The following is a 21,886-nucleotide window of genomic DNA, read 5'->3' on the forward strand; positions in this document are numbered from 1 at the left end:
GGCGTTTACTCGTGAATTTGTGCTGTTTACTCGTGAGTTTGGGGCGTTTACTCGTGAATTTGCGCTTTTTACTCGTGAGTTTGGGGCGTTTACTCGTGAATTTGCGCTTTTTACTCGTGAATTCGTGCTGTTTACTCGCGAGTTTGCGCTTTTTACTCGTGAATTCGTGCTGTTTCCTTATAAGTGTGATGAATTTACTCTTATGAGGTGCGTTAACTCAAGTTTTGGGGGATTTCTCCGAAGTTTGGGGCGTTTACTCGCGAGTTTGCGCCTTTTACTCGTGAGTTTGATGAAGAACCTTAACCATTTATAATAGAACAAAAAAAGACGCCAATAAATGACGTCTTAATTATTCATTTTTTCACATGTTTCTTTACAACATACCCAGTCTGGCTTCCCTTTTTCACTTTATACCACTCATCTTGTTGAGCTAGGATCGTTACGGTTTGATCCCTGTATAGTTTCCCGACCGTTTCAGAAGAATCATTTCTATTTTCTTTAATAGATAATGTGTTTGCTGTCACGATTCCCGTCGTCTTCCTAATGGGGATTTTCGTTGAAACGCTTTTCTTATTGTCACTCCCATCCTTAGCAGTGATTGTCACCGTGAAAATCCCGTTGGTCATATTTTTGAAATCCCAGCTTGCCGATTGCCTGCCTTTAATGACCTGCCTTTCGGAAAGGGTGCCAACCGCTTTGCCCTTACTGTTCTTGATTTCCACTTTCACTTTAGAGTTTTCATTTATCGTATACGTTATGTTCGCTTTCTCGGTACTGTAATTACCCGATGTATTGACATCGGTGATTTTCGGTGCCGACGTATCCTTACTAATCTTAATCACCATTCTTGCCGAACCTTCATTACCGCTTCGGTCCATTGTTGATATTTCCGCTCCATATGTACCGTTACTTACCGCTTTCGTGTTCCAGATTACTGAATGGGTACCTTTTTTCATTGTTTGGTCACGAACTGGGGTAGTTAGGGCTTTCCCTTTACTATCTTTAATCGTGAGTGAAACTACTGCATCTTCTTTAAGGGAATAAGTGATTTCAACTTCATCCTTTTCATGATCCGTCTTCGCTTTCATGTTTATTGATTTCGGTGCCGCCTTCACGTCAAGATCCGTTTTAGAACCAGCCCCTATTTGTCCATATTCCTTTTCTATATTAGTATTAGGATAATAAAATGCCAAAATCTCTTGATACGATTGACCTGCTTCCGCCCTGTTTTTCGCTCCAAACTGACTTAGCCCGACCCCATGTCCGTATCCTGACCCTTCAATAGCAATTCTGGAAGGTTCGGAAGATGAATGGTCAACCAGATAGCTTTTCATCACATCTTGCCCCACCATGCCCCTGATTTTGGAAGCCGCTACATTGGTAAGGTTAATCTTTTGCCCCAAAAGTCTCCCCCTGTCATCAACAAGATCCCTTACATAGAATTTCAGTTGGATCGAGCCTTTCGTAACCCGGCCTCCCGTTTTTTTATCGGTAAATGTTAAAACGGGAATCTCCGTTATTTTAATATCTTTATTCGCATATCCATTATTATTCAGCCAAACCTTGAGCCTAGGTACAACCGCATTATCTTTTTCCTGTATACTTGTCCACCATTCATCCGGATTCGATAAATCTTTTTTTGACAGGTCGATTTGCTGCTTGTCCAGCGTTATCGCCCAATTGGTTTTTGGATCATAGGAATCTTCTTTTATAGTTAAATATGCAAGAGGATTACCACTTGACCAAACATTTGAATTCGATTCGGTCATGCCTCCATTACTTGAGGAAAAGAACGCTTCGATTATTTCATCATCTTGTTTGATTACCATACCCGTCGTCTGATCAATGGCAGAATTAGTTTGGTAGTGACCGTCCGCCCCGCCATATACTTGGTAAGAAACCGTATCATCAATTAATGCGGATTGATGGCGAAGAGCATAAGTCCGGGCGGCAATCGCCTGTGCTTTTAAGGCTTCGGCATGCCATAGTGCAGGCATCTCCCGCGGCACAACACCCTTTAGATAATCTTCAATGTAAACATGATTGATTGGCCGAATGTAACCGCCCTCCACTGTAAATGAAAATGAACCTGGATATGGCCGGCCGTTTATGGACAATGAAGCATCTGATTTAACAGGAATTATCTTGAAGGAAGCATAAGCTCCCGCTTTCTTAGAACCTTTGTAAACGGCAATTTTTGCTGACTCCACTTTCAAAGTCAGATCTTCACCCGCCTTGATGAATATCTCTCCCCCTGAAGTACGGTAGTCCCCGGTTGCCGTTAATTTGACACTGGTTTGATTCCCTAAGTAATTCTTCAGTTTCACTTCCATCGTTGTATTCTCTTCCGTTGCCGTTGCTTCAGGAGAAGGAAATGCAGAAAAAATGATAAAGAAAGCAATAAAAAAATATTTTAAACTCCTCATTCCTTTTCATCCTCATTCCAATTCTATTTGTCTTTCAAAGATTTCCGGACGCATTAATCCTGATACGTTCAATCCAATGGCATGGGAGAGTAAATAATAATCCTGGATGATGTCACTGCTGCTGAAACATGTTCCATGATTTTCATTCCTTGTTTTTAACTCCTTTTTGAATGACAAACTTTTAAGGTTTACTGAATTCTCTTTTTTACATTCTGTATGTACGACTCATTATCCTTCAAATCCAACCTTTAATATTGAGGTTGAATAGCATAACGTTTTTGATCATTTATGAAGGTACTGAAATCCTTAACCGTTAAAAAAATAAAAAGCTGGACATGGAAGAAAACATGTCCAGCTTTTTATTTGGTAAATGCTCGATGCATCTAACCATTTTCTGATGGGTACTTATTTCTTTACTTTAAATACTTCTTCAAGACCGGTTTCATATGATCGATAGCGACATGGCTGCCGCCCCGTCCTTTTACATCCTCTACCATCCATGCCATGAGAAGTTCTGGGTCTTCTAAGTCCATTGCAACAAACCAGCCATTTTCTGTTCCGTCAGCGTTTTTGGATGCCTTGATTTCAGCAGTTCCCGTTTTGGCTGCGATTTTTATGCCAAGATCATTTATTCCATGTCCGCTTCCCTTAGGATGTTCCACTACTTGTGTCAGCATCTTGGTGATCTGATTTGCTTGGTCTGCTGATATGGCATTTTCCTTCCATATTTTCTTTTCTATTTTATCTCCTGTTATTAACGAAGGTGCCAGGATGTTTCCTTCATTCAAGAAGGCTGAATAGGTCATAGCGAGATGAAGAGTGCTCATTTGGACTTGAGCTTGACCATATCCAGCGTCTGCCAAGCGTCCTTCACTGTCGATTTTACCAATGCTCGATGCTTTGATCGGATAATCGTAGTTCAAAGCTTCATCAAATCCGAATGCCTTGAGTCCATTTGAGAATTTTTCTTTTCCAAGCCCCAATGCTTTTTGGGCAAAATAAATATTGTCTGAATAAATTAATGCCTTTTCCATATCGATTGGAACACCGGGGTCAGAAACCCTTGTAATGGAATGATCTTTCCATGTCGATTTGGCCCACGTTTTTCCTTGGATATTTATTGTCTCATTCGGATCCACACCATTTTTCAAAGCGATTGCCGCAGTAATCGCCTTAATGGTTGAACCAGGTGCAAACGTCGAACTGAAACGGTTTAAGAGCGGTTTTTTTGGGTCTTCTTCAAGCGCTTTTTGTTCCGCTTTTGTTATTCCGAATATATATTTATTAGGATCGAATGACGGACTTGAAACAAGTGCAAGCGTTTCACCGGTTTTCGGATCAAGTGCCGATGCTGATCCAACTTCGTTCTTATATTGCTTAAAGATATCCTTTTGAAGCTCGGCATCGATGGTCAATGTAATTGTTTCTCCCTCTTCAGCAGGTTTTTCAGCAATTACTTTTTCTTCGCCATCTTCTGATTTAATAAAGATTTTACCGCCAGGTTTCCCTTTAAGCCTTTTTTCTAAAACTTCCTCAAGGCCTCGCTTGCCAATAACGTCACTTACGGTATAACCTTTCCCTTTCAATTTCTCCAAGTCTTCGGCTGATGCCTCGCCGACGTATCCAATTAGATGGGCAGTAGCCTCTTTATATGGATATATGCGTTCTTCCGTATTATTGACCGATACCCCAGCAATGCTTAGTAGCTTTTCCAAGGGTGCAGTATTATCGTTTGACATTTTCTTGATGGGGACGAAATAGCTGGGCTTCACCCATGATTGTTTTAATTTCTGATTCACTTCGTCGGTGGTCATATTGAGGATTCCAGCGACCTTTTTAACTGTTTCGGATTCATTGGCCATTTTCTCTGGCACAATTCCTACTTCTGCTACCGTTCCATTCATGGCAAGACCGCGTTCATTTCGATCGACAATTTCCCCGCGAATGGCTGGATACGATTCAACAGATATCTTTTCACCAGCTTCCAATTTAGGGAATATATAACTTTCATCCCACTTGATGTACCAATTTTCTTCCTCACCTTCCCCTTCCTTGACAAGGGTCGCTTTATGGTCAGAGCTGACTGCACCTGCCATAGTGGACATATCAACGGTATAAGCAAGGTTCACCTTTTCTCCATCTTTATGATCTTTTTCTTCTTTTGGCTGTTTATAGTCCACCTTTAATTGGTCGACTTCTATGCCCGAATAGATTTTTTCATAACGTTTCGCAAATTCATCCGCACTGATTTCTTTCTTTGTCTCAGGTGACAGATATTCGTACATCTTCGTAAAATCCTGTTTATTCCAAAGCTTCGTATATGCTGCAAAGCGATCTTCTGGAGTTGGCTCATCCGAGCACCCGGCCAGGAACAATACGCTCATCAACAATAAGCTGGAAACTAAAGCTAGTTTCTTCATGATTTCCTCCTAATGAATAGTTAGAGTGATATACCTATAGTTTATCAAAATATTAGGGGAATGGGGGATTTTACATGACAGATTTCTTGATTTTGCTAATTAACCATGTTTTTTCTAAAGCAAAAGTCCTGTACATATTGTACAGGACTTCAGACTATAGACGACTTCGAAGAAAGCGAGTTTGCCTACAGTTTTTTAAACGTTTCAGTTGTTTTCAGAAATCCGTTCCCTTTCCGCCGACTGTCTGCCAAGCCGCATCAAAGCAAGCATCTGTGGGGTCCGGCTAGCCAGTTATTCGGCAAGAGTGTCGCAAATTCCTTCAATCCGGTGAAGATTTCATCTACTATAATAAAGTAAAAAAACATGAATGAAATTCAAGGTTTTCTTTTAAATTCATGGTTCGAAATAAAACCAGCAGCTACAGTTTTTTCCTAATAAAAGGTCCATTTGTTTTCGGAAATCCGCAAACCCTTTCCGCCGACCGTCTACCAAGCCTTCTCACGCTAGCATCCTGCGTGGTCCAGGCTAGCCAGTTATTCGGCAGGAGTATCGAAATTCCATTAAACCAGTGGTTTCATCCACTATAATAAAGTAAAAAAACATGAACGATAATCGTTGGGTGAGGCAATTCCTAATTCCCCTTTTTCGACAAATTAAAGCATTCTTTTTTTTCGGCTTCTTTTCTCTTGCAACCATTTTTTCAAGAAGAAAAAGCCCAGGATGCTCGAAATGATGAGACCGCTCGTCGTCACCATGACAGCTACCCATTCGTATAGGGAGTAATTCATATATGCTTTCCACGGTAATTTCCCTTTCCAATCTTCAATATATAGATTCATTCCGAATATCCCGGAAATAACCGTATAAATCGTTAGTATTTGCAAGAGATAATTACTGCTTTTCCCAGCCAGTTTATCCTGGTTTTGATAAAGGTAGGAAAGTGTTTCCTTCACTTCTTTATAGAGAGGGGCGATCCTGAAGGTTTCATCCGTTTTTTTGAATAGCTCTTTACCGACAGCCGTACTATTGACTTCAGTAAATAAATATTTTGCAGAAAACTCAGTGATCATGAAAATCAGCTGTTCCGTATCCGATTGATCTTTTTCCACATCTATTCGGGAATGTTCATGAGCCAATTTGAGCAGTACGATTTTATAATAGAAGAAGAGCAACACCGTGTAAAAGTGTTGGCCGTACATTTCACTGGCCAGTTCCTGTTCCAGTTTACCTGTCGCTTTCGTGACACACGCGAAATGATACATGCTTGTTACATAATAGGTTTCCTTGCCCCACCTGTCATAAACCCTTTCTTGATAATAGCTTTCAATATAATCAGGGTTTAATGCGCCTATATATGGCTCCCCATCATTGTCATACCCGTTCAGTTCACTGATCCGGAATAAGTCATTTTTGGAAATATCACGATTCTCAGGGAATGCAATGTAACTGATCACGTACATTCTTTCATCGATGAAGAAGGGTAAACTGCCAAAATATGTCGGGTCCGCTTGTTCTTCATCTATATATTCTTCCATTGGCGGCAATAGTTCATTGAAGATGAAATCCTTCACCTGTTCATACTGATTTTCCCGACAGCCAACTTTCGTTTTTTCTTCGTCATCAGCAATCGGTTCAAGGATTCGGAATGTATCTCCAAAATAGAGAACATCATTATATGAAAGTCCTTCAGGTAACGTAACACGGAGATTCATCATGCCAATATGAAATGGACATATGAAGATATCTATAGAGTTAATAATAAATGGGGTATTTAAATAGGGTGATTCGAAGGTACAATCAATATCCAGTTTTTTCGTAAAGCGCCGCAAGCCTTCCTTCTGTTTTGCGTTTCCTGGAAATAGTATCGGCTCGATGTAAGGCATGAAATACTTTTCCAATTTACGGTGTGAAACTTTATGGCCACCGTAAAATTGATTTTGTTGTTCCATATCTTTCAAGTTCAAAAAAACGAAATTGTCCCCCAACAACTTTTCCACAAACTTTTCAATCATATTTCCTTCAAGCGTAAACGGAAAAATGTACTGCTGGAAAGTTCGCTTCGTGGTATCATTCTTATCTTTCACATCCATAAATATATTCCTCCGATTAAACCTGCGACAAACAAGGGTTAATTCATTTATTTAATTATTATTTACCCATGTATATACAAACAAAACGAAACATATTATAGTAATAAATTGGACAAATTGTCCAAATAAAAAAAGATCCCCCAAGCAAGTGCTCGGGGGCCATCGAAAAGAGTTCTTCAACCCTCTTCACTTTAGGGTACTAGAAACTGATGTTTCTAATGAAAAATCCGATAGTCAGACCATTTTAGCATTTATTTTCAGGATGATAAACCACGAAATTCCTCCATATTTGGGCTTTAGAACTAAGTTTTATCTAATTAATCCTTATATACAGGGATTCACAGATGAAAATATAACTTTAGGAATAATCATAAGATCTTCTTTAAACCATCCATAAATCATGAAAATCACGTTTTAAATAATGGAAAATGGGTAAATAAAAAAATAAGCAAAGGAGAGACATCATGAAATCAGATAACAATAAACAACACTTTAAATTTTTCGAAAAAACAAATAACTCAAAACCAAGTGAAAGGAAACAAATGAGCGATTTCATCAAAAAAATGAAAATGAATTCTCAAAACTCTCATCTAAATGGTAAAAACTCATGACATGTATGGTGTCATGAGTTTTTATCGTTTAAAATGCGATTTCATTTCCGTGAAGGTTTTGCCTCACACATTTTTTGATACCGATTACATTCAAAAAATGTTGAATTTTCTTCATGGAGGTTGCCTGATATTCATCTACAATCGAAAACTCTTTAATATAAGCGATATTTTCTTGTACATCTGTATCTATATGATCTTGGCTGTATTCTTTTCCATCTGATTTTTTGCATGTGTACACCACAGCTTCACCAATATTCCTGGTTGCCTTATCAAAAGAAAAAGAAAACACAATGGCACATTCATCATCGTAAAAAGAGGGTTTAACTTTCATATTAATATCAATCATTAACCTTACACCTCTCTCCGTTTTATTATTTACACTATAACAAAATTAATAAAAGGAAATAGGCGTTCCAAACTACGCTCACGTTTCTTCCACACCTACCAAATGGACCTTTCACCCCCATTGCATGGATAATTATAACTAAAGGAATATGCGCAAAAGAATAATCTATTAAAAAGAATAAAAAAAACACCTTCATATGAAGATGCTTGAATGAATAATAGGAAGCTTCATTACTTATTTATATAAACCTGGAAGTTCTGCGTAAAGGCCTGGTAATTCGCTTGGGACAATAACAAAAGCAGCGATGATAAGAAAAGATACGACTAATGCTTTAGTACTTTTTTTCATAGGTCATTCCTCCTTTTCTTTTAAAAAAATATTGGTTAAAATAGAAATTAATTCTATAGTTATATTTAACCACATTTCCTAAAACCATTAATTTCGACTAAAGAATCTATTTAAACCGTTCAGGACCTGTACATACAGCTTTCACCGATTTTTCATAACAAAATATAACTCTAGGCATATTTTAAGGAGAATCAAAATGGATTTTTTTGCAGTTGGACAAAAGATCAAAGAGCTACGTAAACAAATCGGACTTTCCCAGGAAGAGTTGGCATCCGGCATTTGTACACAAGCACAGATCAGTAAGATTGAAAAGGGCGATGTCTATCCATATGCATCCACTCTCTACTTAATTTCTCAACGTTTAGGTGTTGATGTAAACTATTTTTTCGATATTGGTATGACCCCTAGGCTGGATTATGTCGAAGAAGTGATTTATCAATTAAAAATAGCCAGAAGAACCCGAAATTATGAAGAAATGCAGCAAATTGTTAAGGCTGAGGAGAACAGTCCGCTCTTTCTTCAGAATAAAAAGAATCATCAATTGATTCTTTGGCACAAGGGAATATACGAATATGAAAAAAATAAAGATTTAGATAAAGCCATTGAGTTTATTAATCAGGCCATCGCCATCACTCATACGACTGATAAAATTTATTCGGAACGGGAGCTTGAAATCTTGAGTAGCCTTGGTGTGATGTATGTTGCCGAAGAACAATACGAAAATGCCTTTGCCTTGTTAAGGAAAGCTTTAGATCACTTGAAAGCCCTGCCCTTTTTGACCGATAAAACGCTAAAGACGCGCTTATCCTATAATTTTGGCAGAGTCTTAACACGTCTGGTCCGATATGAAGAATCCATTGCCTGCTGCCAAGATGCCATAAAGTGGTGCCTCGAACATGATCAATTATATGCGTTAGCGGATTTACATTACCATTTAGGTTACAATTTTGAACTCGTAGGTAACTTTAAAGAGGCAAAAGAGTACTTGGAAAAGTCAGCATTTCTCTTCACATTACAAAAAAATCATACCTTCGCTACATTCATCAACAAAAAGTTGGACAGTTGGAAGAATGAAATGAAAATAAACTAATTCTATATATAAAGCCATTCCCACGGGAATGGCTCTTCCCATTCACCAAGAATATGTATAAGCTCTCGACTCATCATTTCCAAAACCTCTATTCTACATTTCAAATTCCAAGCCAAAATGAAGTATAATAAAGAGATGCTTCAAAAACCCACTTTTAAAAATGGTTCCTGCCCCTCATCACTTGGTTATTTGGCAATGTGAAGCGGATGAAGGATTTGTGGCATGGTTAGCATGAATGCTAGCTATTCCTGTTTGGAAGGCTATATATCCGAACCGCTTATATTCAAGGGGGTTTTTGACGATATTGACTTTTACAGGGGTTAAATGAAAAGACGGAAAGAGAATGGCCATGAAAAAAGTCAAGCATGGTACATATGCTGTGATGGCTTTTAAAATTGTCACTGTGGCAATTCCTTGGTTAACCCAGGCAAGACTACGATTGTTAAAGTACTGATGGTTCATGTTCATACAAAAATATAATTTTGGTAAACAGGGCTTGACCCTGAAGGAGGAGAGTATGGAGCGGGAGTTGTTGTTAGTTGGGGAGCGGCTGGCGGAATTTTTGGAGGCCGGGAATCCGGAAGATTCGGACGTGGTGAATCAAGGGCTTCAGTTATACCGTCAGGGGCTTGTTGATATTAAAGAAGAAGCGGCAGATACGATTACGGCTGAAGTACAGGATGAAACGCGCTTTAAGGCCAGGCTGAACCTACTCTTCCCTCAGGATGGAAGCTGTACATGTGATTCAAGGTTCATTTGCCGGCATCAAATGGCCGTTTTCTTTTCTTCGTATTCAGAACATGCTAGTGTTTCCGACTGGCTGAGCGAATGGAAAGCACCAAAAAATACCTCAACCGCCCAAGCACTGCAGCAAGTAAAACGGGCGAGTGATTTACTTAAACAGGATGGGGAGAAATCCATCACCTTAGATAAAAGCTATCCATCATGGAAGCAATTCGTGAATGTTACCTTTGAGGAACATGTCGAGCCTCATATAGGCGAGCCTACTTATATGATTGAAAACCATATACAAACTTACTTTAAACGCCTTAGCTCTAAAGCTCCAATGGAACGGGAATGGAAACTGCTTTACCATTTCGTTACACAATTTTGCTCGATGCAGCTGACACTGAGAATGATTCAGTTACATAAAAGTCAGACGCAAATGATCCGGGTCTTTTATGCACTTGCTGTCGACCTAGCAGAAGAGCTTCATGAAACGGTGCAGCCGCTTAGCCGACAAGCTAGGCCATTCGCCTTTGATCCCTTCGTTTTCAGCATCAAGGAGGATGTAGCTAAGCTGCTCGATGGAGGAGATGGTCTGGAATATGAAAAGATCGACCTCTACCGGGAGATTTGGAGCTACTTATTCTCCAACTCCTCATGGCGTAAAGAGGAACTGGAACGAATCAAGAAAGAACTTCCTGAGAAATACATGGGCACGACTGAGAGGACGTCCTATTCCCTCGCAGCCATTCACCTATCCCTTCTGGATAATCATGATAAGCAAGCGATTGGGCTACTCCATGAATTGAAGAAGGAAGCCTGTCCATACATTTTTTATTGGCTGAATCTCCTGTCTGAATCAGACAACCGGTCACGTGCCATCCCTTTCATTGAATTCATCAACGCTAATGTCCAGGAGTTTCTTGCGGATTTATCCGATTATTATCAGCGGGTAGATTTCGTACGGACCTTTACGACTTTAATTAACAGTTGCTGTTATAAGCTAAAACGAACCGATTTGCTTGAGAAATTTTACAGAGCCACACTTCCGCACAGCTATTGGAATTATGCAAATTTCCTTTTTGAACAAGGACAATATAAAAAATGGGTGGAGATGCATATTTACTCAGAAATCAGCATTGACTTAATCAGCAGTGAATCCATCAAAGAAGTGGTCTCAAAAGAACCGGAACTAATCTTGCCCCTATATTATCATGCGGTTCAGGAAAAAGTTTCCTTAAAAAACCGACCTGCATATAAGCAAGCTGTCCGTTATTTGAAAAGGATGCGCACCATCTACAAAAAGAGCAAAAAGGAAGACGTATTCGAACGCTATATACTTTATGTAGCTGATTCAACCAAACGGCTTCGCGCTTTCCAAGAAGAACTAAAAAGGGGTAAGCTTATCGATGTTTAATCCAGGGAAATTAAAAATCAAAATAGCGGCTCTCGAAAACGGATCCTACGCCCTTGGTGTAGTCAATGAAGAGAATACCTTCCTCAATACCAATTATATACGCAGGCTGTTATTCAATTGGGATGACGCAAGCTTTTATGGTACTAAAATGACCACGGATCTAGTTGATGGAAATCCTGTATTCATTCTTGACGCTTGGGGACTTCTCAACTTTTTTGCAAGGGAAAGCTTTAATTCCTTCATAGAATGGGAATGGTCCGAGATATCCTCCCTTTGCCTGTCGGCAGCGCCTGTGCTTCATGAATCCATTGAAGCCGGAATCCCAGTACCGGATTTCACTAATCTTCAGTTGGACTCCATCGGCTGGAAGCTGCCGGAAGAGGTGGAGGAGGAATTCGTCCCTTCGTTTTGGGAAGAAGAAATATCTTTGGACCTCCCTTCACCTGAACTGGAAACCAATCGTACATTTATCGAAAAGTGGTATAACGGTGCCGCTAATATGTATTTAAAAAACTATTCACCCATGCAGCATAAATGGAGTGAAGCCGTCGGGGCATTAAAGGATTCACGGCTTTCTCCCGAAGAATTGCAATCCTTTTTTGACAAAGACAGCTGGCAGGAATGGCTCGGGACCCAACCCGATCCCAAACCATTCACTATAGGCCTCCGTTTAACTGAGCCTCCTGATGGTAATGGGCCTTGGATACTCGATGTCACCCTTCGTTCCAAAAAGGATGAGAATATCATCGAAACTTATACAGGAAAGAAACTGCCGCGCGGCTGGAATAAGTATGCAAGTGATGTGGTCCGTGCTACGAAACGCTGGCAACTCGTCGTGCCATGGCTTGGAGAGAATGGACGTCTAAAAAGGGAGATTCCGGAAACGGATGCATGGGAGTTCTTGACCGACGCAAGCGAAAAACTCCTGTTTCTTGGCGTCGAAATTCTCCTTCCATCCTGGTGGCTTGCCTTGAAGGAGTCCTCTTTGAAGGTTAAGGCGAAAGTAAAGAGCCAATCAAATCGCGGCCCTTCTTATGTCGGGTTAAAGGCTTTAATGGACTTTGATTGGCGTTTCTCATTAAATGGCAAAGAGCTCACTGAGGCGGAGTTCGAGGAGCTCGTCAATGAAAAAAGGCGGCTTGTGTTCATCCGTGGCCAATGGGTCAAGCTTGATCCCGCTTTCATTAAACAAATTCAGGAGCTGATGGAAACGGCTAATGAAAAAGGAATCCAGCTGACTGATTTGCTGCAGCAGGAATTGTTGAATGGCGTAAATGAAGATAGCGATGACGATTCTGAAAACGACGAAATGCTCCGGATTCAATTTGAATTGAACCAGGAGCTTCGTAAAATGGTGGGAAGACTCAGGGAAACAAAAAACATATCCGTTTTGCCCGTCCCCAATACACTTCAAGGCGATTTACGACCTTATCAAAAACTGGGCATGAGCTGGCTCCTTTTTTTAAGGGAGCATGGTTTTGGTGCTTGTCTAGCCGACGATATGGGGCTTGGGAAGACTGTCCAGATGATTGCCTACCTCCTTCATGTGAAAGACAAAGAAGGAGCAAGTAAAGAGCTGCCCACTACTCCCTTGGACGAACAAAAGAGTGAAACGATCATCGTCGAAGAGGAAAGTAACGAAGAGAGCAGCGATGAGGCTGAGGTCAATACCTCTCCACCCGAAACCGTCTCTGTACAATCGGCGCTCATCGTTTGCCCAACATCAGTATTAGGCAACTGGCAAAAGGAATTGGAAAAATTCGCACCAACACTTAAAGTTCACCTTCACTACGGTTCAAATCGGGCTAAAGGTGAAGCATTTACTAAACTGGCAGCGGACCATGATATTGTCTTAACATCATACGGCCTGACCCACCAAGATGTAGCTGAACTGTCCTCCATCCATTGGAGCAGCGTAATCCTTGATGAGGCACAAAACATCAAGAATGCCCAAACAAAGCAATCCAAAGCGGTCCGCAAGCTAAATGGCAGGCATCATATTGCGTTATCGGGTACGCCAATGGAAAACCGTTTAAGTGAGCTATGGGCGATTTTCGACTTCATCAATAAAGGTTATCTTGGAACGCTAGGTCAGTTTCAGGAAAAATATGTGGCGACCATCGAACGTGATGAACAGAAGGATAAAGTCAAAGAATTACAGCGTTTGATACAGCCATTTTTACTCCGCCGTACAAAACGCGATAAAGAAGTTGCACTTAATCTCCCGGATAAGCAAGAACAAAAAGAATTCGTACCGCTTACCACAGAGCAAGCGTCGTTATATGAACAATTGATCAAAGATACATTCACCGATATCGAACAACTGTCGGCCTTTGAAAGAAAAGGCATCATCCTGCAGATGCTGAATAAGCTAAAGCAACTCTGCAATCACCCAGCTCTTTACTTAAAAGAGATGGACAAGGAAAACATCATGAAGGCGCCTAACCGATCAGGCAAACTCGAGAAGCTGACTGAGCTTGTCGATGCTGTCCGCGAACAGGATGAAAGCTGTCTCATTTTTACACAATATATCGGGATGGGCAATATGATGAAAGAATTGTTGGAAAAACGGTATGGCTTTGAAGTGCCATTCCTGAACGGGAGTGCGAACAAGAAACAGCGTGATGAAATGATCACTCGATTCCAAGATGGGGAGTTCCCAATCTTTATTCTCTCGCTGAAAGCAGGTGGCACCGGGCTCAATTTAACAGAAGCAAACCACGTGATTCACTATGATCGCTGGTGGAACCCAGCTGTTGAAAATCAAGCCACCGACCGTGCATACCGAATTGGGCAACAGCGTTTCGTTCACGTTCATAAGCTAATATGCACAGGGACACTGGAAGAAAAAATCGACCAGATGCTTGATAAAAAGCAAGCCCTGAACGACGAAATCATCAGCAGTGACAACTGGATCACCGAACTTTCCACAGAGGAAATCAAGGACTTGGTTGCTCTTCAATAATGTTCTCACACTCAAACACCCGCTCTCTCGATATGAAGATGAATGAGTGCGGGGTGTTGCTTATCAAGACATAAAAGGAGAATACATATAATATGTATTCTCCTTCATTTTTTTAAAAAGTGCCCATTAAGTGGTTAATGCTGCACAATATCATTTTTTCAAAAAAACGATTTCACCATATAGAGAGCCGTAATCCAGATGATGATTGCAGAGATTTTATTTAATATTCCAAGGAATTTGCCTGATGTATCAACCTTTTTCAGCAATCGTCCCGCAAGACATAATCCATGGAACCAGCACCATGACACAACGATGCATGTTCCCGTAAAAATCATTTTATCAGTTCCGGAGTAAACAAGTGAGCTAGAACCGATTACACCTATCGTATCTAAGATTGCATGTGGATTGAGTAATGATACCGATAAAGCAAATACAATTTGTTTTTTTACGGACATCTGCATAGTTTGAGCATCTGACTGTGTATTTGCTTTGGCAGACCAAATCTGAAAACCCATATACAATAGGAATATAACTCCGATTATGATTAACGTAAGACGCAACCAATCATATTGCATGACAATCAACGATACACCTAAAATGGCTAACAGAATGAGTACGGTATCACAAATGGCAGCTGTGATCGTTGCAGGCAATGCTTTTTTTAACGTAGGTTGGATTGCTCCTTGATTAAAAATAAATACATTTTGGACTCCTAATGGCAGTATCAGTCCTAATGCCAATAATAATCCATGAAAAAATGGTCCCATACGAATACCTCCCTCCCCCACATTCAGTATAATGAAAAAAACAAAGGAAATGACCATCCAATTGGTTGGTTTTCAACCCAACCAATTTATAATGAATATAGACCTGAAAGGAGTGATTTTTCGTATGATCATCGAATGGAGACCTAACCGGACATCCAACATATCACTTCATCGACAAATAGTGGATTGGATGAAACAACAAATAACAAGGGGGGAATGGCCCGTTGCGACCAAGCTTCCAGCACAACGCTCATTGGCCGATTCCTTTAGCGTTAACCGAAGTACCATCATTACAGCTATAGATGAGTTGATTGCAGATGGACTATTGGAAACCAAGGTAGGGTCTGGCACATTCGTTTCGAATAATACATGGAATGTGCTCGTCTCCAGCAAACAGCCCGACTGGAGAAACTATGTCCGGAATGGCCTTCATGAACCTAATTTAAAAACGATTCAGGACATTAATCAGTATGAAACAGACACCACCATCATCAGATTAGGCACGGGCGAACTTTCACCGTCTCTCCTGCCGACAAAAAAAATCGAAAAGACGCTGCATTCCACTTCTTTCGATGCCCACTCATTGGGTTATTCTGAACCCAAGGGCGATAAAAGGCTCCGCCAATGTATAAGTGTTTATTTAGAAACAAAAGGGGTCAAGGCAAGCCCCAGCTCCCTCATGATCGTTTCTGGCGGGCTTCAAGCACTCCAATTGATTTCAGTCGGTTTACTTCAAAAGGGATCAATGATTTTACATGAATCCCCTTCCTATTTAAATTCTGTTCATCCTTTTCAATCTGCGGGCATGAACTTAGTAGGTATATCAAACCAAGGCCGGGAAAGTATTCCCACACAAATAAAGCGCATCATTGAAAAGAAGAAAGCGTCACTGTTTTATACTGTTCCAACGTTCAACAATCCAACAAATACTACATGGACAAAAGAAGAAAGACAAAACCTCCTATCCATATGCAAAAAAGAACAGATTCCGATTATTGAAGATGACGTATATAGTGACTTGTGGTTTGATAAGGAACCACCGCTACCTATAAAATCACTTGATGCAGATGGCCTTGTATTGCACATTGGCAGTATGTCCAAAACGTTAAGCCCCGGATTGCGAATCGGATGGATTGCTGGTCCAATAACTGTGATTGAACGTTTAGCAGATATTAAAATGCAAATGGATTACGGTTCCAGTGCACTTTCCCAATACCTTGTGGCAGAATGGTTGGCAAGTGGTCAATATTCAAAGCATTTAGAGTGGCTAAGGCATGAGTTGATAGTACGTAGAGATTTCACATTATCTCTTCTCAATCAATATTTTAAAGGACTGGCAGAATGGAAAATACCTCAAGGCGGGTTTTATATATGGTTAAAATTATGTAAACCCATCGTGAATCCAAATCTTTTCAAGCAAGCGATAAAGGAGAACATACTCCTTAATCCGGGGTACATATATGAACCAAATGACACGACACATCTACGGCTTTCATATTCATACGCCTCGGAGGAACAATTAGCTTATGGCATTCAAACCCTTTCAAAAATCATTCGGCAGTTAGTTTGAATTCTTGATTGATCAAAAGCGCCTTATCGTATTGAGACATTAATGGAGCTGCTCGCGGCAGCCCCCATTCATATTGAACTGAACAATTTACATGTACCGGGTAACGAACCTTGTCGAATTACGTTCCACTTTAACGAAAGTGACCAGCTTTAATGTCCTGCCTAAGAAAGGTAAAGAAAGTCAAGGAGTGCCTGATTTCCTTTTTACGTTCCATTCTTTCAGTTGGATGATGAAAAAAGAATGGTGATTTCCATGATTGATCATGATATGATCGAGGATTTCGGTAAGCGCCTCCCCCTTATTCTGATGATATTGATCTGAACTTTCCTCAATGGTGATTTTTTCTTGTTGGGGGTCATAATTAATTGATGTTTTAGCACCCTTTTCAAAAAAAGAAAGGGCTACCTCCTCAAATAGCGGAAAATCCTGATAGGGTGAATCTGAGCGGGGCTCTTTTTCAAATGGAGAATTGACGTGCTGAAGTGCATCAAAGAAACTCGGTTTTGTAAGTGATGAGTCGCTTCCTTTTCTTTCAAATTTCACTGTAATTCCACGATTATATACCTTTTTGCTCGAATACTTCTTACGATACATAGATATCCTCCTTTTTTATCAGTTCTTTATACCTAATTCCTTCACCTTTCACTATTTACCTGCTAGATAATGAAAATACTTCCTCACTAATAGATTTCCATATTAGCACGGTGAAAACGCAGCAAACCACTCCAAAATCATCACGAAAGAATTCATACTCCAAATTCATTTACGCAAAAACAGCCCTCTTGTATAAGAGGGCTCATACTGTAAACAAACTCGATAATAATTGATTTTACCAACAGTTTTTTTGAGGGTTTGTACACAATTCGAACGTTGATTTCCACTCCAGGCACTCGCTTTCCGCGGGCGGTCCGGGAGCCTCCTCGGCGCTCTTTGCGCCTGTGGGGTCTCCCTTGGACACGCTTTTCCCGCAGGAGTCTCGTACCTTCCGTTCCAATCAACTGGAATGTTTTTTTAAAGAATACTGTAGGCAAACTCGCTTTTCTTCGTCAAAAGGAGGTTCGGATTGGACTACCCCAAACCATGATTAGAAAGGAAAACTTGGTAATCCTTCATGTTTTTTTACTTTTTTATGGAATGAAACCCTTATTAAATTGAAGAAATTTGCGACACTCCTGCCGAATAACTGGCTAGACGAGACCCCACAGACGCTTGCTTTGATGCGGCTTGGCAGACAGTCGGCGGAAAGGGAGCGGACTTCTGAAATAAGCTGGAACGTTTTTCAAAGAAAAAAACTGTAGGCAAACTCGCTCTCTGCGAATTTGTCTACAGTCTGAACCCATGGGTAAGAGGGCTGCCTTTCGTTATTTTTTTGCTTTATTGATGTTAAAGGATTTCTTCGATTCATTTCCTGCAAGATCGGTCACCTTAAATTCAAACTTGTTGTTGCCTGATTTAAGCGGCAGTTCCAGATCCTCTATCTTCTTCTTATAGGCACGCATTTTATATGGTTCCTTGAATTCATTATAGAATACTTCGCTTCCGTTCAGGTAAAGGCGGATTTCATCGAAATTATCTTCTACCGTCACATCCACTTTTGGATTTTTCCCTTTGAATCCTACAGTTGCCGGTACGCCTTTAACTTTTATACCTGGTTTTGTTGTATCGACCATAATCGTCCGTTTAAAGGAAACCGTGTTATCCCATTTGTCTGTCGCTTTAACCGTAAAGCTTTGGACGCCGTCCTCGAATTTCTTTTCATATGAGAATTCATATTTATTATTCGTTTTGTTATACGTTACAGGGACCGTTTTATTATCTATTTTAAATTCCTTTATTTCCGACGCTTCTTCAATATCTCCTGTTATTTTGATTTTCTTTTTATTGTTCACGCTTAATGCTTCAGGACTTTTTATCTTTACAGCTGGTGCATGATTATCGATTGGAGCTGAATCACTGGCTAATTCAGTTTCAGCTGTTTTTTCATTACCTGCAAAGTCAATTGCCACTACTTGAACCTTTTCCCCTTTTACATCAGGTAGGGTGAATTGTTTCGAATTCGCCGGGAGCGGCTCCTCCATGATGGATGCTCCATCGACTTGCACATCGTAATAAGCAAGTCCTGAACCATTCAAATTATCCTTACCTTGGATGGTTAATACATTGCCTTTTTTCGAAATCTTGACTGTCGGCTTTACCGTATCGATTTTAATAGGCATTTTAAAAGTCTGCCATTTTGCACCCTCGCAATCTATCATCGCTTTGATTTCAAAATGATAGACCCCATCCTTAGCAAGTGCATTATTGATTTTACCGTCCCATTTACGGGCTGGATCAAGTGAGTATGCGGTCCCTTCCCCACCATCATAATAGTCCTTACGCACATTATTCTCTGTGCGAAGTTTCCGGACTGATTTGTTTTCACCATTCAATATATTATATTCTACCTTTTTCGCATTCCTTAAGAATGATAGGACAGGCACGAAGTCATCCTGCGCTCCATCGCCATTTGGGGAAATCGCAATATTTTTGCCATTAAATGTTTTCCCCGCAGGGTCGTAGCCAAGATAAGTGAAATCTTCACCTGCTGTCGATACTCCACCTGCCATGCCATAGAAAGACTCTTTATCATATTTAGTGCCATCAAGGATTGGGGCCTTGTCCCACTCCCCTTTAAACCCTACATAGGGTACATGCAGTTCCGGATTAGTGTCAGCTGGATCCTTCAATGAAATGAAGCCTTCAACAAAATATCCGTTTGGAAAGACCTTGTCAACGTCTACAAGAGTCTGAAGGTCATCGCCAAGTACTTTTGCATCGGTTATGTCCACCTTCACTTCGAATGTAACCGATTTTTTTGCAGGTACGGTAATCTTATTTGTATCTTTATTATTGATTTTAATCGAAGCGTCCTTAATTTCCTGTGCCTCTAACTGGTGCGCGGAATAACCCAGTTGTCCCTGGATTGCATAGTCTGTTTGGATATTTCCTTTTACATCATACTTGACTGCTTTGTTGCTGAAGTTTTCAACCTTTAAAGTAAAGGCGAACTTATTGCCGATCTCCTTCATTGCAACCTTCGCTTCTTTCGTGAACGCCTCCGTCACGACAGCAGGTGTGGACAATGCGGATTGCAGCTGCATGACTCCAGCTCCCTGTCTGCGAGGCGAGTATGGATTCTCCCATTCAAGGGCGTTATTGACGACCCCCTGATCCATTAATGGCTTTGAAGTATTCATCATCAGGTTCTTAGCCAAATTGGCCCGGGCAGATCCATCTAATTTAAAGTCTTTATCCACTCTTTCAAGAACCAGTGCAGAGCCTCCGGATACATGTGGCGCGGCCATCGAAGTACCGCTCATCATTCCATATTCATCGTTGTTCAACGTCGAATAAATTTGTCCGCCTGGAGCAGTGATTTCCGGTTTGAAATCCAGGTTCGGTGCGACTCCCCATGAACTGAATGCGCTCATTTTTCCTGCTTCTGGATTTACAGCTTTTGTTTTATCACCATTAAAGGTAATCTTCACCTTTTCTCCATCAGTTAAGGCCGCTTTCAGCTTTGTACCATCCGATTTCAACATAAACAGCTGAGGAATCGTGATATTTTGATCTGTAGCCATGGAGATATATCCATCAGCATTATTGTAAATAATGACTCCTGCCGCTCCTGCTGCCTGGGCATTTTGCGTCTTTTCAATAAAAGAAAGCGTGCCGCGCTCGATGAGGGCGAACTTGCCCTTTACATCCACTTTGGAAAGCTCCTCTGGCGTCCCAAGACCTGCGGCAACCAAGTCATGCGTTTTATCTTTTAAAGCATTGGGATGTACGCTCGAAGCCGACATGAACGGCGCTTTTCCTACTTGCCCATTTATATCATAAGTCGCCGCATCCAAATCCATATAGTTATTCTCGACCGAGGCCACTTGTACCGAGTCATAAGCAAGTCCAGGTGAACCTGAAACGCCAATATCCGGGTTCGAGGCTGATGGGTTTGCAAATCCATTTCCAAAGTGAGCCGAATTTCCTGCTGAAATCGACATGAGGATTCCATTATCAACAGCTCTGGATACTGCCTGCTGCTCCGGATCTTCTGCTGATACAAAACCTGCAGTTGAGCCAAGGCTCATATTAAGCACATCCGCCCCAAGGATGATTGCATCGTCAATTGCCTTAATATATATATCTCCCCATGTTGTCTGCATGGCGGGATCATTCCCGAAGACCTTTAAAGCAAGCAGCTGGGCTTCAGGAGCGACCCCTTTAATGCCGCCATTCGCTTCATCTCCATTGGCACCAGCCGTCCCTGCTACATGCATTCCATGCATGGAGGCCCCTTCACCAAGGTCAAGGATTTCTTCATTTTCATCCATGTAATTATATCCATAAGGTACCTTCGCCGTATAATAGTTGCCTAATAGATGGCTAGATTCCTTCATTCCGCTAATTTCACTTTCAGTCAGTTCTGCCTTATTCTCGTCGTTCAGGACCATATCACGGTGAGATGGGTCGATTCCAGTATCGATAATCCCGACGACCATCCCTTCCCCTTTATATCCATATTCCCTCCAAGCTTCCTGGGCTTGGACAAGTTCTTTACTATAAAGCATCTCAGGTTTTTCTACAGGGCGTTCATATTCATTCGCTATATGTACTTCAGCAACTTCAGGCATGGCCTCCACCTTTTTGATTTCACCATACTGAAGTTCACCACTGAACCCATTGACGACTGTGGTAAAACTTTCAAGTTCCTTGAAAGCTATTTTCTTCTCTTTCACCTTATTTTTCAATTTCTTCTGAACAGCTAATTTTTCGGACTTTAATTGTTGTTTCTTATTTTTCGATAGCTGTTTAAAAAGTTTCCCTTCTTTCGAAGCCGTTTCTATTGCCGGGGCTTCCTTCATCTCTACGATGACCCTGACCTTCTCGTTGCTTTTGTATTTCTTCCCCAAATCATTTTTCTTCAGCTTTATAATGCTTTCCTTATTCTTCTCACCTGCACTGCCCGAACCGGTCGGGGGATCTGGGAGCTTGGCTGCGGAAACGCTTGCAGTAAATACTAATAGAAAGATTGCTAGAATGGACAAGCTACGTTTAAACAATGAACTTTCCT

Annotated in this window: 15 protein-coding genes; 6 read left to right on the forward strand and 9 right to left on the reverse strand. The window is 40.9% G+C overall.

Annotated elements, in window-relative coordinates:
- Positions 1-11: 11 nt before the first annotated feature.
- On the forward strand, positions 12-206 hold the full coding sequence (locus tag ABIE66_RS26505; protein ID WP_370016836.1) for a hypothetical protein: 195 nt from the start codon (positions 12-14) through the stop codon (positions 204-206).
- Positions 207-353: 147 nt separating this feature from the next.
- Here ABIE66_RS26505 and ABIE66_RS26510 read toward each other — a convergent pair whose 3' ends face one another.
- The 4 genes from ABIE66_RS26510 to ABIE66_RS26525 form a co-directional block, all read right to left on the reverse strand.
- Entirely contained in the window at positions 354-2,426 is a 2,073-nt protein-coding gene (locus ABIE66_RS26510; RefSeq protein ID WP_370016837.1) for a SpoIID/LytB domain-containing protein, read from the reverse strand.
- Between the two features lie 12 nt (positions 2,427-2,438).
- Positions 2,439-2,603, reverse strand: coding sequence for a hypothetical protein (locus ABIE66_RS26515; RefSeq protein ID WP_370016838.1), 165 nt, complete (start codon positions 2,601-2,603; stop codon positions 2,439-2,441).
- A 236-nt stretch (positions 2,604-2,839) separates the two neighbouring features.
- Entirely contained in the window at positions 2,840-4,846 is a 2,007-nt protein-coding gene (locus tag ABIE66_RS26520) for a penicillin-binding transpeptidase domain-containing protein (RefSeq protein WP_370016839.1), read from the reverse strand.
- A gap of 653 nt (positions 4,847-5,499) precedes the next feature.
- The gene (locus tag ABIE66_RS26525; RefSeq protein WP_370016840.1) at positions 5,500-6,936 is read right to left on the reverse strand and encodes a hypothetical protein; all 1,437 of its coding nucleotides are present in this window, start codon (positions 6,934-6,936) and stop codon (positions 5,500-5,502) included.
- Positions 6,937-7,400: 464 nt separating this feature from the next.
- Between ABIE66_RS26525 and ABIE66_RS26530 the strand changes: the two genes are divergently transcribed.
- On the forward strand, positions 7,401-7,547 hold the full coding sequence (locus tag ABIE66_RS26530) for a hypothetical protein (RefSeq protein ID WP_370016841.1): 147 nt from the start codon (positions 7,401-7,403) through the stop codon (positions 7,545-7,547).
- 28 nt (positions 7,548-7,575) lie between these two features.
- Here the strand turns inward: ABIE66_RS26530 and ABIE66_RS26535 are convergent, their stop codons facing one another.
- Positions 7,576-7,893, reverse strand: coding sequence for a hypothetical protein (locus ABIE66_RS26535; RefSeq protein WP_289327021.1), 318 nt, complete (start codon positions 7,891-7,893; stop codon positions 7,576-7,578).
- 544 nt (positions 7,894-8,437) lie between these two features.
- On the opposite strand from ABIE66_RS26535, the gene ABIE66_RS26540 reads away from it, so the two are divergent.
- Positions 8,438-9,331, forward strand: a complete 894-nt coding sequence (locus ABIE66_RS26540; RefSeq protein WP_289327022.1) for a helix-turn-helix domain-containing protein — start codon at positions 8,438-8,440, stop codon at positions 9,329-9,331.
- A gap of 177 nt (positions 9,332-9,508) precedes the next feature.
- On the opposite strand, the gene ABIE66_RS26545 is transcribed toward ABIE66_RS26540, so the two are convergent.
- Positions 9,509-9,733: a hypothetical protein gene (locus ABIE66_RS26545; RefSeq protein ID WP_370016842.1), complete on the reverse strand. Its 225-nt coding sequence runs from the start codon at positions 9,731-9,733 to the stop codon at positions 9,509-9,511.
- 115 nt (positions 9,734-9,848) lie between these two features.
- On the opposite strand from ABIE66_RS26545, the gene ABIE66_RS26550 reads away from it, so the two are divergent.
- Positions 9,849-11,474 (forward strand): hypothetical protein, encoded by a 1,626-nt coding sequence (locus ABIE66_RS26550; RefSeq protein WP_370016843.1) that lies wholly within the window; start codon positions 9,849-9,851, stop codon positions 11,472-11,474.
- Positions 11,467-14,439, forward strand: a complete 2,973-nt coding sequence (locus ABIE66_RS26555; RefSeq protein ID WP_370016844.1) for a DEAD/DEAH box helicase — start codon at positions 11,467-11,469, stop codon at positions 14,437-14,439. The genes ABIE66_RS26550 and ABIE66_RS26555 overlap by 8 nt, the downstream gene beginning before the upstream one ends.
- Before the next feature lie 158 nt (positions 14,440-14,597).
- On the opposite strand, the gene ABIE66_RS26560 is transcribed toward ABIE66_RS26555, so the two are convergent.
- On the reverse strand, positions 14,598-15,206 hold the full coding sequence (locus ABIE66_RS26560; RefSeq protein ID WP_289327026.1) for a LysE/ArgO family amino acid transporter: 609 nt from the start codon (positions 15,204-15,206) through the stop codon (positions 14,598-14,600).
- A 31-nt stretch (positions 15,207-15,237) separates the two neighbouring features.
- Between ABIE66_RS26560 and ABIE66_RS26565 the strand changes: the two genes are divergently transcribed.
- Positions 15,238-16,776: an aminotransferase-like domain-containing protein gene (locus tag ABIE66_RS26565; RefSeq protein WP_370016845.1), complete on the forward strand. Its 1,539-nt coding sequence runs from the start codon at positions 15,238-15,240 to the stop codon at positions 16,774-16,776.
- 180 nt (positions 16,777-16,956) lie between these two features.
- Here ABIE66_RS26565 and ABIE66_RS26570 read toward each other — a convergent pair whose 3' ends face one another.
- The gene (locus ABIE66_RS26570; protein ID WP_289327027.1) at positions 16,957-17,370 is read right to left on the reverse strand and encodes a hypothetical protein; all 414 of its coding nucleotides are present in this window, start codon (positions 17,368-17,370) and stop codon (positions 16,957-16,959) included.
- A gap of 767 nt (positions 17,371-18,137) precedes the next feature.
- Complete coding sequence (locus ABIE66_RS26575; RefSeq protein ID WP_370016846.1) at positions 18,138-21,875, reverse strand: S8 family serine peptidase; 3,738 nt, start codon at positions 21,873-21,875, stop codon at positions 18,138-18,140.
- Positions 21,876-21,886 lie beyond the last annotated feature (11 nt).

The sequence above is a fragment of the Peribacillus sp. B2I2 genome, from assembly GCF_041261685.1.
Taxonomy (GTDB): Bacteria; Bacillota; Bacilli; order Bacillales; family DSM-1321; genus Peribacillus.

Excerpts from the sequence above, each read along its gene's own strand:
- ABIE66_RS26510 (WP_370016837.1), bottom strand. The coding sequence starts at position 2,426 with ATGAGGAGTTTAAAATATTTTTTTATTGCTTTCTTTATCATTTTTTCT.
- ABIE66_RS26520 (WP_370016839.1), bottom strand. The coding sequence starts at position 4,846 with ATGAAGAAACTAGCTTTAGTTTCCAGCTTATTGTTGATGAGCGTATTG.
- ABIE66_RS26525 (WP_370016840.1), bottom strand. The coding sequence starts at position 6,936 with ATGGATGTGAAAGATAAGAATGATACCACGAAGCGAACTTTCCAGCAG.
- ABIE66_RS26530 (WP_370016841.1), top strand. The coding sequence starts at position 7,401 with ATGAAATCAGATAACAATAAACAACACTTTAAATTTTTCGAAAAAACA.
- ABIE66_RS26535 (WP_289327021.1), bottom strand. The coding sequence starts at position 7,893 with ATGATTGATATTAATATGAAAGTTAAACCCTCTTTTTACGATGATGAA.
- ABIE66_RS26540 (WP_289327022.1), top strand. The coding sequence starts at position 8,438 with ATGGATTTTTTTGCAGTTGGACAAAAGATCAAAGAGCTACGTAAACAA.
- ABIE66_RS26550 (WP_370016843.1), top strand. The coding sequence starts at position 9,849 with ATGGAGCGGGAGTTGTTGTTAGTTGGGGAGCGGCTGGCGGAATTTTTG.
- ABIE66_RS26555 (WP_370016844.1), top strand. The coding sequence starts at position 11,467 with ATGTTTAATCCAGGGAAATTAAAAATCAAAATAGCGGCTCTCGAAAAC.
- ABIE66_RS26560 (WP_289327026.1), bottom strand. The coding sequence starts at position 15,206 with ATGGGACCATTTTTTCATGGATTATTATTGGCATTAGGACTGATACTG.
- ABIE66_RS26565 (WP_370016845.1), top strand. The coding sequence starts at position 15,238 with ATGAAAAAAACAAAGGAAATGACCATCCAATTGGTTGGTTTTCAACCC.
- ABIE66_RS26570 (WP_289327027.1), bottom strand. The coding sequence starts at position 17,370 with ATGTATCGTAAGAAGTATTCGAGCAAAAAGGTATATAATCGTGGAATT.